The sequence below is a fragment of the Virgibacillus proomii genome (assembly GCF_900162615.1).
Taxonomy (GTDB): Bacteria; Bacillota; Bacilli; order Bacillales; family Amphibacillaceae; genus Virgibacillus; species Virgibacillus proomii.
On record NZ_FUFN01000009.1, the window covers coordinates 533,866 to 546,757 of the forward strand.

The following is a 12,892-nucleotide window of genomic DNA, read 5'->3' on the forward strand; positions in this document are numbered from 1 at the left end:
ATTGGGCTACGCTTTGGTTCGGTTTGAAGGCATTCTGTTTCGATTTACGGAGTTTCCGTTTAAACCTTTGCTGCAGCTCAGCGTTCTAGACCATTTTGCGCTGTCTTACCTCGTCTCAATGTGCTCTCTCCAAAAAAAAGAAAAGATCAGTATCGTATCGCTGATCTCTCTTTATTACGTCATTGTCAAATAGTACTGGTTTTTAAGCTTAGCCAAAAAACAAATCAAGTATATTGCTCCCTTTCGAGCTGCGCTTATTATAAAATTCTGAGTAACCACAATTTTTACAGGAGACAACTAAAAATTGATTATTTTGTATATCAAGCATTTTCGATAATCCTGTTCCTGTCATCGCAACTTCTTTTTTATCCGCATCTCTACTTCCACATTTAATGCAACCTTTTTGTTCCATATGTCTTCACCTCTTTCCTTTTTATACGTCTTAACAGAAAGAAGGTTTCACATGTGTAACATTTAATCGGAACTTTCTTCATAATCTTTGTGATTAGGTGCTGGCTCGATATATTTACCGTGCAGATCTGCTGCTAAAAAGGCTTCAACATCTTCTACTGAACCAACTGCTTCCTTACTATTTGGATACATTTCATAATAACTTTTTTTATCCCCGAAAAAATCAGAAGCTGATTCGGACGTCCCGTAGGCGCTTACCTCCTGCCACGCATCTTCTGCATCATACCCAACCTGCACTTCCTCGGTAACTTCATCAGGGTTTATATTGGGACTAAAGACTTTTTCTTCTATCGTTCGATACTGATTAAATGAATTTTTTATCGCATGTTGCATGCAACGATCTGCAGTTGGTATAGCGGTAAGTCGTTCATAAGGAATATCTCCCCCACATTCACGACAGATGCCATATGTTCCTTCTTCAATGGCATGCAATGCTTTATTAATCGCTTCTAGCTCTTTTTCAGCATGCTCATTAAGTGCCACATCTTTTGATCTTTCAAATAGTTCAGAACCTGTATCTGCAGGGTGATTATCATAATTGGAAAGCTCTCCGGTTGACTGTTGTACTGATTCTAAAGTGAGCCCTAAATGATTTTGGATTAGTGATATTAATTCTGATTGTCGTTGTAATAAAGCTTGTTTACATGCTGCTATTTGCTGATTTGTAATCATAAAACGATACGTCCTCTCTTGACACGAATTATGTATCTATACTATGCACAGAAAAGGACGGTATCATGCTTTATTTTTGTTCCCAAATCATGTCAATAAGAATATAGGTATTTTCTTGATTCTTCTCATTGTTTTTTGGTATATATAGCACGTTACTGAGCATTGACATATAGCATGTTTTGCTTATTTTTTGCCGTACATTTTTGTGACATTATATAATTCGATGGGAACAAAGGTTCTAATTAAGTGAATCCTAATTTTTAAATGCATCACAACTTTTTTAAAATCCCCCTCTTCTTTGTTGAATGAGGGGATTGTTTTATTTCGCGTAACGTATCCGAGTAATTGGTATTAAAACCCTCCAAGAACAATAGGAACTGCATGTGTACCTCCTAAATAAAAGGTTCGAATAGACTTGCTGTCTTGCCTTTAAAAGCTTCCTCTAAGGCGATAATGCTTTCTATGCTTTTCTGGACGTTTTTAATCTGATTATGTAGTTGTTCTAGCTGCGCTAATGTTTTGTCGATAAAGCTATGACATTCCCCTACATAAAGCGCCTTAATGGCCATCTCCTCCCATCTTAGTTGAAATTCCATTGCCCACTTATTTGCATTACACTAAAAGTGCAAAATTTATTGAATTGTCTATGGAAGTTAACTCTTTTTTTATTATGTGATTAAAAGAGACTATTTACTCAAGATAAAAGCCAACTCCAAAAAGTAAATAACGAATAAGATAAATTAGAACGAAAATAATGAAGGAGGTAAATCTTTATGTGGAGGAAAGTAAATAAGAAGAAAAGAAACAAGCGTAGAGAAGAGGAGTTCAGTTTTTCAGACGCTAAAGCTGACGCCGATGCTGATGCAAGAACGGACGTAGATTTTGATAGTGACATCCGAGTAGATAATGACAATGATAATGATAACGATAACGATCTAAAAAATAAAAATCGCAATGTTAATATTGCTAAAGTTATTAGAAGCGGTAATTCTAATGTTGATGTTGATATTGATGAAAAAGAACGTGTTGATGTTGATATTGATGAAGAAAAACGTAAAAAACGCCATGATTAGTTGATTCTTAGTAGACATTAAAAAATTCCACCATTTTCCTTTAAAATGAAGAAAGCAGATAGCTATCTTATGCTGCATAGTTAAATAATAATTATGTATAAAAATATTTCTAACGCAAAGAATATAAAATCATCACAACTTTTGAAAACAAAAGCTACATCTTTTTTAATGAGACCATTCCTTTAACAGATAATTAAAACAAGATTGAATGATAAGGTGAGTTTTACTATTCTGTTATGCTGCAGTATTGATCATTCCAACTGATGGAAATTTACATGCTTATACTGAAGAAAGGTTATACTATCGTTCTATGGTCTTGCGCTCAAGATACACAAGATTGGAGTCGTCCAGGGACTAATCATATAATTAAGATGTAATATTTCTAATATTTCTCCTGAAGACATTATTCTTTTCCACGATTCAGGCGTAACAGAAGACAGACAGTAGAAGCACTTTCAAAGATTCTTAAGTTTTTAAAGGAAAATAACTTTCAATGTATAACGGTATCCGATATGATTGAGCGAACATCTTAGGCCTTAAAATCATTACACAGTTTTGTAGTTTATTCATATATTAAAATTGCAAACACCTTATACTGTAACTATTTGCTTTATCCTCCTGTAGGAATCGTTTTGGAAAAAAGCCTACTCCCCTCATAAAAGGAATAGGCTTTAGCTATTATCTTTTATAAATCTAAACACAAACAAAATACTTACTAACTATTCTAGTTGCAGGAATACAATACATTGAATAGATATTATTCATAATAAGTGAAGGCTTTTTAATCTATAGTCAACGATTGCGATTTAATACACGATTTTTTAGTTTATTCATTATTATATTATGAAAAAAATTCTCCTTCAACCTCCTATAGGATATTCTTACAAACCCCTCTCAGTTGAGGGGTTTTATGTTATTTCACCCGCAATTGCTGTCCAACATAAATCTTATTTGGATTAAAAAGGTTATTCCATTTTTGAAGTTGTTTCTGTGTGCTACCATATTTAACAGCTAGCTCACTGACCGTATCAACACTTTTAAACGTGTGATATTTTTTGCTGGATTTTTTGGCAGGAGAACCTGTTATCTTGATGTTCTGACCACATAAATAATATTCGGGTTTTTAATTCCGTTAATCCGCACAAGCTTAGATACCGTGTTCCAGAGCGTACCAACAATACAATCGCAGGAACTAAGATCAACCAAAATGATTTCTTCTTTGCTTTACTTTCCAATTGATTTTCATAAAGATTCCTACTTGAAAAATATTTAAAAACGGACTACCCTATTGGACTAGCCGTTTAACTAATTGGTTGTTATATTGTAAAATTAAAGAAGCATCCCAACCGGAGTGCTTCTACTCAATCTAGTAGAGTTAAAAAACTTTCTGCTAAGTAATCGTCTACCTCATCAATATTAAATTCACCGTCGTGGCAGCTTAATCGTCCATTGTTAGCAACTATTTCATGTCAATATGCCAAATTCCATCATCCAAATAGGCTGGCGAAATTTGGCGGAATCCAAAACTTTCATAAAAATGAATTAAGTACTGCTGTGCTTGCATTTTTATCTTTCCAAGTCGTTGTCCTTTTAACGACCAAGATACGGCCGATAGAAGCTTCTGTATACTTACTTCCCGGTGGTAAAATTCCGCACATATGCAGCTATTTTCTGATTCATTTGCAAAAAAATAGGGGTAGCTTGTAAATCAAATTCATCGATTTCTGAATAAGCACATTGCTGTTCTACTACAAACACATCAATTCTTGTTTTTAACAAGTGAAATCATTCATCTTTTTCAAGCTCTCGAAATGATTTAACTACCCACTCCATATTGCAACCTCCAAATGGTTTCTTTTTTCTTTTCAGTATAACAGGATTTTTATAACCTCATGTCGAAAGAAAGCTATAGAGGATAAATAGTCCGGTGTCGTTAAATAACGGAGTGTAGTCAATAATTTTTGCGAACCGAAGAACCAATCCAAAAGAAAACTTGGCTAACTTAGAAGTATTGAACAGATACTTTCTGCTAGTCGAAGCTATAAATAAAACTTTTTTAACTTCTATGAAAAATCATATCCATTCTTAACGTCTAAAGAAAACGTAGTTAAAAAAGACTCAGAACTAAAAATCGGCTAATTAACATGATATTTAGACCATTACATCTCCACTCGCTTCGTATCTTAACTTCAGCGTGAATATTTTATTCATTCTAACGTATGTTGAAATGAGAAGGAGAACCATCATTTTACCGAACATGTTGAACATCTTCTATCATGTAACATTCATTGAGTAGAATAGTTTTATTTAATGTAAATAATGAATATATATTTGGTATCATCTTCCTATAGTATGTGAATGTTGAAGTGGAAAAACTTCTGCACTTTGATAATAAAAGAGTATAAGGGAGAGTTTTTAATATGATTACTAAAGCAGATAAAATTGGCTTTATTGGAACTGGTGTCATGGGTACTAAAATGGCGTTAAATTTATTACAAACAGGGTATAGTTTAGCAATTTTCACAAGAACAAAAGCTAAAGCTAAACCTTTAATCGAAGCTGGAGCAGAATGGAAAGCATCTGTTACTGAACTAGCAAAATCAGCTAAAGTGATTATTACCATGGTCGGTTATCCTCATGATGTAGAAGAAGTGTATTTTGACGAAGATGGACTATTACAAAACGTTAAACAAGGAACATATTTAATTGATATGACTACATCCAAACCAAGCCTGGCAGTTAAAATTGCCGACATGGCTAAAGCCAATCATTGCTATGCTTTAGACGCTCCTGTTTCAGGCGGCGATATTGGAGCAAAAAATGGAACATTAACCATTATGGTAGGTGGTGAAAAACAAGTATACGAAGATGTTTTAGAAATATTGAAAGCAATGGGAGAAAATATTATTTTACAAGGGGATGCAGGTGCTGGCCAACATACAAAACTTGCTAATCAAATAACGATTGCCTCGAACATGATCGGCGTTTGTGAAGCTATTGCTTATGCGCTAAAGGCAGGTCTCAATCCTGAACGTGTTTTGGACAGTATAACAGCCGGCGCCGCTGGAAGCTGGTCCCTTTCTAATCTAGCCCCAAGAATGATCCGAGGGGATTATGAGCCTGGATTTTATGTAAAGCATTTTATTAAAGATATGAAAATCGCACTCGAATCCGCAGAAGAACTAGGACTCTCTACACCCGGGTTATCCTTATCTTTAAAGCTATATCAGGAGATGGAAGAACAAGGAGAAGCAAATAGTGGAACTCAAGCATTAATCAAGTTATTCACCGCATAAGCGGATTTTTCCAAAAGTTCACCAATGATGACACAGTGAATTTTCATCATTGGCTTCTTTCTATTCCTATTTTTAATATGCATACACTTGCTTCATCGAAACTACAATACTTCGAACTTAGCACGATAAGTTAGTATATTCGGTGGGGAATGGACAGTAATCCCCACTGATTAAAGCTTATCTTTATCTGCTTCCTCCTGTACGATAAATGCTAAGTCATTATTACCAAATAACTGAAGGATTTGTAAAACCATCTCCGTTGAAATAACTTCGCCTTCTTCCTTTGGTACAGTTAATTCTATGGCTTCTAAGAGAGCTTTATTTTCCTTTTGTTGCGGATAGGCTCGTTGGTAGACCTTCATCGGGTCTAAATTATGATTAATGCACCACTGAGCAAATGCCAAAATCATTGCTTTTTCATCTTGTTGATACTTTTCAATAATCCGTTTATCTTTATTGTTCATTTGAATCACCATTTCTTAACATAAATATCCATGAGAATGATAAAGCCTGCTGTAACTCCAGTGATAAATTCTCGTAATTCTTTTGTTTCACCCCTTGTTTAAATACACCGAGCCCATCTATATATGCTAAATCGAGCTCTAAACAAAGCTTGTGAAATTCCCAAGGCATCATTGTATTACAAATTATTTTCTGTTCATGAAGCCGCGGATAACTATTTATCCGCGGTCCCGCAGTCGGACCTAATATACTTGCGCATAAAAATCCCCTTGGTTTTACAACACGCTTTAATTCTTTGAGTGCGTTTTTCGGGCTTTCCGTCCATTCTAAAACATTTATTGCCATCAGCCCACCAAAAGTACCATTATCAAACGGCAGATGATTAACATCACCTTGGATGACAGTTACGGAAGCAGGAAGTCGTTGTTTTGCATAACGAACCATTTCTTGAGAAAGGTCAATGGCAGTAACTTGATATTCTTGTTGATATAGTTTGTATGTACCATAGCCATCACCACAACCGATATCTAACACGTATTGATTCTTTTTGATGTACTTGTTTATCAAAGGGATGATTTGCTTTCTACTTCCAGTATCCCACATGTGCTGGCTTCGTTCACTCCAATCGCTTGCTCGTTTATCCCACTCCTGTGCCGCTTCTTTACTCCAATTAAAATTTATCATAAACTTCCTCCCACTTTCATTAAAAACCTATTTTATTCAAGCTATATGTCAATAACCCCAAAGCGTCAATTCTTGCTGCAGCTTCGTTTAGCCCTCTTCGCTCGCTAACAGTCCAACTCGTACATACCCTTCCTCAATATTCTCAGGAACCAATACCCAAAACTACTTCCACATGTGCTTCGTTTAATATCGTTCGGCAAAATTCCGGAGAATAACCTTTTGGAACAGATAACAATGAGAAAAATGTACCTTTGGACGACGTAACATTCCATTTCATGACAATAAGATGTTAATGTAAACATTTCTTGTTCATTTATACATTTTAACAAGATTTCCCCACTACTGATGGATCTCCAAGCAACGCTTTTTCATCTGCTTGCTGTATAGCACGACATAGGCTTACGTATAAATGATCCTGTAACAATTTCAAGCTTTTCATAAAAGCGTTATCAACTGCAAAGCCAATATGCCAGCCCGCCATATTATATTGATGTATATATAATTCTACCCCAATATCTTTAGCACCGCCCCGTCATAAACGGGAACTGAAATACTGCATTTAATACAACGATTGTTTTAAGACTATACAAAAAGCTTAACGGTTTTTTACCACGAAAGCCAATTGCACCTTAGGCAAAATCATGCACAACATATATGTGTTATTTTTTGCAAAAGCTACCGGCTGGAAAAAAGGGGTGTTGCAACACTATAGATCAGTTTATTCGAATAATTAAAGAGCATAAGCTTTCCGGATGAACAAATAGCTTCTTGTAAAATCTGGGAAAAATTGATTTTCTCTAATTTCTGACATATAATTCTGATATCCGGAATCAGGTAACAAAACAATATCATTGGGCTAATCTCTATCCATCTTGTTTTTGTTCCAAAAATCGCCACATCTGTTTCCGGGTCATTTACTCCATACCTCGCGAGAAACTACTGCTTTCAAGACAGCCTGCCCAGAAATAGCGAATATTTATGATGTGATGGACTAGCTAGAGCCTTCTTTAATTCCTAGCCAAAGTGCCAGAGTGTTGGTAAATCTGAATTTACTTGATCCAAGTTGATCATACCCTTTATCCTATAACCCATTGCACTTTTTACGCAAATTTAGGCAAAAAATTACTGCGGTAAACGTTCTAACAGTTGTGAAATAGGAAATTGGTGCACCTATTCATCCCCTGTTTAATTGTATTTGTTAAATATATTAAATATTGACAGAAGATTTGTAAAGAAATTTTTTAATCCTTAAATAGGGAAGGGCACGAAATGAGCTTTTTATTTTTTTAAATTCGCAAATCTTTACGATGGTGGAAAATAAGATTAGACAAGGAAGAAAATCATTCATGCTATACTAAAATAGTAAGCGTTTGCTTATTTCACACATCTAACGCGGCGGTAAGACGCCTCCTTCAGAGGATGGGGAGTACATATACTCAGAGAGATATCCATTAACAGGTAATCACTACAATCGACAAAAAGGTTATTTATTTACGTTATTAGGACAGAAAGGGGAAGAGGATTGCAAGCATTTTTAATCATTTTAAAAGATATTATTTTACCTGTATTTATTATCATGGGGATCGGTTTCTTTTTACAGAAAAAATTTCAGCTTGAGCTACAAACACTTGCCAGACTTAATATTTTCTTTCTTGTTCCTGGTTTTATTTTTGTTAAATTATATGATACACAATTTTCCGGTCGATTGCTCCTTAACATAGTTGTTTTCTTTTTCCTTTTAATTATCGTGCTTTATATCGTATCATCCATTGTTGCAAGAATGATTGGATTTGATAAAGGAAAAGCAACGACTTTTTCCAACAGCACGATATTTTTCAACTCGGGAAATTACGGCGTTCCCGTAAATGATCTCGTATTTAAAAGTGATCCATTGGCCATGTCCGTTCAAGTAATGATACTGACAATGCAAAATATTTTGCTGTTCTCGTATGGAATTTTCTCTCTGCAAGTGATTAAAATCGGCAAGCTTAGAGCGATACTAAGCTATTTTAAAATGCCAGTCTTATATGCTATGTTAGCAGGTATTCTATTAAATATTTTTAATGTGGTGATTCCCTCTTTTATTTGGGTTCCAGCTAACTATATTGCCGATGCCATGGTCGCTATGGCCTTGCTTACATTAGGCGCACAAGTTGCACAGCTACAATTGAGTAAAAGTCTTTCCACTGTATATGTAAGCTTAGTTATTCGTTTAATCCTTGGTCCAGTAATTGCTTTGGGTATTATTTACTTATTGCAAATCAATGGAATAATTGCACAGGCATTGTTTATTGCTGCAGCTATGCCAACAGCTGTTAACAGCTCCGTCATCGCACAAGAATACAATAATCATCCAGAATTTGCAGCTCAAATCGTCTTATTTTCTACCTTATTTAGTACGATTACGGTAACAGCTGTTATTTATGTTTCGCGAATTTTATTTTAAGGAGGAATTTCAAGAGGTTCTTTTGCTTTTTTGCTAGGAATGTATGTTGTAAAATAAGCAGCCACTATTATTAGACCGACAGTTATTGTCAAACTAAAGAAGCCAAAAAATTGAAACCAATAAGCGATGATATGGATTAACACTATTAAGAATAGTGCAATAGAAGGAATTGTACTTTTTAACCCACTAATCCCAGCCCGCTTTCTCTTTCTAACGGCGACAGAAAAAGTAATCACCAATATACCTGTTAAACCCTGTCCACATCACATCAGAAAGCATAAGAATACCTCCTTTTTTTGATTTTAGGTATTATTTTTCTTGATATATCTACACCGTTTAGAATCCGACAATGTCCCATCAAAGTCAAAAAACCTTATCCTTTTCTTGTTTAATTATGTAAAAACTTTCGCTTTGATCTAACTTATTTCCTTAAAAACATGAGCTCCTATTATAGGATGCATTGTAAAAAAACAAGTCCGTTTCAAAGTGTATCCAAGTAAGTTTTAAAAGTCTTGGTAATGTTCAACATTCATTTTTGTCATGAAGATAGCCGTATTTGTCATTATTTTATTTATAATAGGTATATCGGCCAGTATTTTATTTTACGAAAAACAATCCGAGTAAACCTAAATACTCGGATTGTTTGTATTGTGTTGATTAAAAGATGGCGATGATTAGTAATCCGTAATCTTTATTTCATGGACACACCAGTCAATATTAGCCGGGTTAATATAGCCCGTTTGCTGTTCCATTACATTTAAAACACCCATGGTTAAACCAAATTTAATCAAATCCGTTCCATCTAACTCGCGTGATATTCCACTTGCAAATCCTGCTATAACAGAATCCCCTGAACCAACCGGATTAATTACCTGAACTTCTGGAGAAAGAACACGGTATACGTTATCTTTGTATCTTACTAATGCTCCTGCTTCTCCTAACGTAACGACAACCCACGTGATCCCCTTAAAAATAGAGGACTTAAGTGCTTGTCTTATAGAATCTATAGAGAGATTGCGTTCCCCAAGCAGATCTGCTATCTCCTCTTGATTTGGCTTAATTAAATATGGTTTTTGGTTATTTTGTAAGGTTTGTCTTAGCGTGTCCCCTTTTGTATCCAACAGGACAGGTGTTTCTTCTTCGGCAGCAATTTGCAGCATTTTAGCATAATAATCGTTCATAAGCCCTTTCGGTAAGCTCCCAGAAATTGTAATTACTTTTGCCTGTTTAGCATAATTACGAAACGCAGCAAGAAATTTGTTTGCTTCTTCTTGGCTAATCTCTGGTCCGCTTTCTAGTATTTCCGTTTGTTTTCCATTGTGAATAATAGCAATACAATTACGTGTTTCACCACTTATTGGCACAAAAGAGTTTTGAATTCCCAATCGCATTAACTCTGAGCCAATAAAATTTCCTAAGCTGCCACCAAGAAAACCCGAGGCAGCCACATCTTCTCCAAGTTGCTTCAAAACTCTTGCTACATTTAACCCTTTGCCACCAGCTGTTTTACTAACATCTGAAACCCGATTTACGGCATTTTCTTGGTAATCTGGAAGCCGATATTGAATATCAACAGAAGGGTTCAACGTTATCGTTAAAATCAATGTCTTACCTCCTTATCCTCTTTCAGCTTATCGCATGTCATTTTTAGTCGATTTCCTTCTTTAAACCATGGAATCTTTTTTTATAAGCACATTCATGTACCATGTATTTAAATAATAGTTTCAACCCCTATTATGCTTTCCCATTACTCATACAAATGTTTATTTTATCGATTACTGCTTCTCGCATTTTAGCCTTTGCTGGTGCCATATATTTTCGTGGATCTGTCTCGTTTGGGTGTGCAACTAAGTGTTCACGCAGTCCTTGTGAAAATGGGATTTTTAATTCCGTAGAAATATTTACTTTTGCACAGCCTAACGAAATGCATTTTTGAATATCTTCTTTAGAAATACCTGAAGCCCCATGTAAAACAATTGGAAGAGATGTTAAGTTTTTAATTTTTTCTAACCGGTCAAAATCAAGATTAGGCTCGGTTTCGTATAAGCCGTGTCCTGTACCAATTGCTACTGCTAATGAGTCCACTCCGGTGCGTTCGACAAATTCTACTACTGTATCCGGATCTGTATAGGCGGCATCTTTTGCTTCTACAATCAAATCATCTTCTTGACCGACTAATTTACCCAGTTCTGCTTCTACTGTCGCACCATAAGAATGAGCTTTCTCTACTACTTTCTTAGTAAGCGCAATATTTTCCTCAAATGGATAATGTGAACCATCAATCATTACTGATTTGGTACCTAGTTCTAACGATTCGACAATCGATTCATACGTCTCATGATGATCAAGATGTAATGCGATTGGAATATCATGCTGTTTAGCAGCAACTTCAATCATTGCTTGAATATATGCCCGACCTGCATAATTCATTGTTCCTGGAGTTGCAGCTAAAATCACTGGTGATTCCATATCACTAGCTGTTTCAACAACGGTTTGAATGGTTTCCAAGTTATGAATATTAAATGCAGGTACCGCATACCCTTCTTTTCTAGCTTTTATTAACATGTCTTTTGTGTTTTGTACATGACCCATCTTTATTCCTCCTCTATTCAGTTGCTTTCCTTTGAAATTTCACTTCGCCATTTACTGCTACAGCATGTATCTTCAGTTCATTATCAACTACTACATAATCCGCATATTTTCCTGGATGGATGCTGCCAAGCTCGTGGTCACGTCCGATGCTTTTAGCAGGACTTAAACTTGCTAAATGCCAAACTTCATGTAAAGGGCGATGTGACCAGCTTTGTAGATGTATAACTCCATCAATCAGTTTCAAGGTACTTCCTGCTAGTGAACCTGTTTCTGTCCTAGCAATTCCATCCTGCATTACTACAGGAAATTCACCTAAATAATAATGTCCATCTGGCATTAAACCTGCACGCATACAATCTGTAATCAGTACAATCTTCTCGCCTTTCACCTGCCAAGCAAAATTGGCTACATCAGGATGAACATGGTGACCGTCGCAAATCAATTCAGCAAATGTATCGTTTGTCATCAAAGCTGTACCAGCAACACCCGGGTTCCGATGATGCAATCCAGACATGCCGTTAAACAAATGAACAAAATTTCTTGCACCTGCCTGAACTGCTTGTTTGGAACAGTCATAGCTTGCATCACTATGACCAATACTTACTAAAATATTGTAATTACTCAATTCCTTCATAAAATCAATGGCACCTTTTCGCTCTGGTGCAAGGGCTATTTTTACAATTGTATGATTGCTAAGCTGTTGCCATTGTTGGAACAAATCGATATCTGGATCACGAAAGTACTTTGGATTTTGCGCTCCTTTATAACGCTCGGTAAAAAAAGGGCCCTCAAGGTAAATCCCTTCCGATAAAGCACCTAACAGACCCTCGTTTGTTGCTTCTACAATAACAGATATGGCTTGTTCCAGTGCCTCAGTTGAAGAAGTTAAGGTGGTTGGTAAAAACCTGGTAACTCCTAAGGGCAATAACGCTTTAGAAATTTGATGGACTGCTTCCTTCGTCCCGTCCATCACGTCATAGCCGTTTATTCCGTGAATATGTGTATCGAACAATCCGGGAGCAATTGTATATCCACTCCAGTCGACAACTTCCGCCTCTTCCGGCAATGATGGACTCCATTCTCCAAATCGACCGTCTGTAATTGCGAGATAACCTGCTTCTAGCATTCGATCTTCTAACATAAACTGATCTGCTTTGATATAATAATTCATTCATATACTTCCTTTATTTATTAAG

At 35.9% G+C, this 12,892-nt stretch carries 13 protein-coding genes; 3 read left to right on the forward strand and 10 right to left on the reverse strand.

What is annotated here, in order from left to right:
* Positions 1-208: 208 nt before the first annotated feature.
* From BN1066_RS05245 to BN1066_RS05255, 3 genes are all read right to left on the reverse strand, one after another.
* Entirely contained in the window at positions 209-412 is a 204-nt protein-coding gene (locus tag BN1066_RS05245; protein WP_077318408.1) for a zinc ribbon domain-containing protein, read from the reverse strand.
* A 62-nt stretch (positions 413-474) separates the two neighbouring features.
* Positions 475-1,143 carry a TraR/DksA C4-type zinc finger protein gene (locus tag BN1066_RS05250; protein WP_077318409.1) on the reverse strand — a complete coding sequence of 223 codons (669 nt, stop codon included), beginning with the start codon at positions 1,141-1,143 and terminating at the stop codon, positions 475-477.
* A 392-nt stretch (positions 1,144-1,535) separates the two neighbouring features.
* The gene (locus BN1066_RS05255; protein ID WP_179104293.1) at positions 1,536-1,712 is read right to left on the reverse strand and encodes a T7SS effector LXG polymorphic toxin; all 177 of its coding nucleotides are present in this window, start codon (positions 1,710-1,712) and stop codon (positions 1,536-1,538) included.
* A gap of 204 nt (positions 1,713-1,916) precedes the next feature.
* Between BN1066_RS05255 and BN1066_RS05260 the strand changes: the two genes are divergently transcribed.
* On the forward strand, positions 1,917-2,216 hold the full coding sequence (locus BN1066_RS05260) for a hypothetical protein (protein ID WP_077318411.1): 300 nt from the start codon (positions 1,917-1,919) through the stop codon (positions 2,214-2,216).
* A 1,459-nt stretch (positions 2,217-3,675) separates the two neighbouring features.
* On the opposite strand, the gene BN1066_RS20620 is transcribed toward BN1066_RS05260, so the two are convergent.
* Together BN1066_RS20620 and BN1066_RS20625 are read right to left on the reverse strand one after the other, a co-directional pair.
* A complete protein-coding gene (locus BN1066_RS20620; protein WP_245799705.1) occupies positions 3,676-3,780 on the reverse strand; it encodes a GNAT family N-acetyltransferase in 105 nt (34 codons plus the stop codon).
* Between the two features lie 65 nt (positions 3,781-3,845).
* Complete coding sequence (locus BN1066_RS20625) at positions 3,846-3,995, reverse strand: GNAT family N-acetyltransferase (protein ID WP_245799706.1); 150 nt, start codon at positions 3,993-3,995, stop codon at positions 3,846-3,848.
* Positions 3,996-4,636: 641 nt separating this feature from the next.
* On the opposite strand from BN1066_RS20625, the gene BN1066_RS05275 reads away from it, so the two are divergent.
* Entirely contained in the window at positions 4,637-5,512 is an 876-nt protein-coding gene (locus BN1066_RS05275) for an NAD(P)-dependent oxidoreductase (RefSeq protein ID WP_077318412.1), read from the forward strand.
* Positions 5,513-5,682: 170 nt separating this feature from the next.
* Here the strand turns inward: BN1066_RS05275 and BN1066_RS05280 are convergent, their stop codons facing one another.
* A complete protein-coding gene (locus tag BN1066_RS05280) occupies positions 5,683-5,976 on the reverse strand; it encodes a hypothetical protein (RefSeq protein ID WP_077318413.1) in 294 nt (97 codons plus the stop codon).
* Complete coding sequence (locus tag BN1066_RS05285; protein WP_077318414.1) at positions 5,966-6,658, reverse strand: class I SAM-dependent methyltransferase; 693 nt, start codon at positions 6,656-6,658, stop codon at positions 5,966-5,968. The genes BN1066_RS05280 and BN1066_RS05285 overlap by 11 nt, the downstream gene beginning before the upstream one ends.
* A gap of 1,522 nt (positions 6,659-8,180) precedes the next feature.
* Between BN1066_RS05285 and BN1066_RS05290 the strand changes: the two genes are divergently transcribed.
* Positions 8,181-9,104 (forward strand): AEC family transporter, encoded by a 924-nt coding sequence (locus tag BN1066_RS05290; RefSeq protein WP_143695740.1) that lies wholly within the window; start codon positions 8,181-8,183, stop codon positions 9,102-9,104.
* Positions 9,105-9,778: 674 nt separating this feature from the next.
* On the opposite strand, the gene BN1066_RS05300 is transcribed toward BN1066_RS05290, so the two are convergent.
* The 3 genes from BN1066_RS05300 to nagA form a co-directional block, all read right to left on the reverse strand.
* Positions 9,779-10,708, reverse strand: a complete 930-nt coding sequence (locus BN1066_RS05300; RefSeq protein WP_077318416.1) for a hexose kinase — start codon at positions 10,706-10,708, stop codon at positions 9,779-9,781.
* Between the two features lie 130 nt (positions 10,709-10,838).
* Entirely contained in the window at positions 10,839-11,696 is an 858-nt protein-coding gene (gene fba / locus BN1066_RS05305; protein WP_077318417.1) for a class II fructose-1,6-bisphosphate aldolase, read from the reverse strand.
* Positions 11,697-11,709: 13 nt separating this feature from the next.
* Positions 11,710-12,867 carry an N-acetylglucosamine-6-phosphate deacetylase gene (gene nagA, locus BN1066_RS05310; protein WP_077318418.1) on the reverse strand — a complete coding sequence of 386 codons (1,158 nt, stop codon included), beginning with the start codon at positions 12,865-12,867 and terminating at the stop codon, positions 11,710-11,712.
* Between the last annotated feature and the right edge of the window lie 25 nt (positions 12,868-12,892).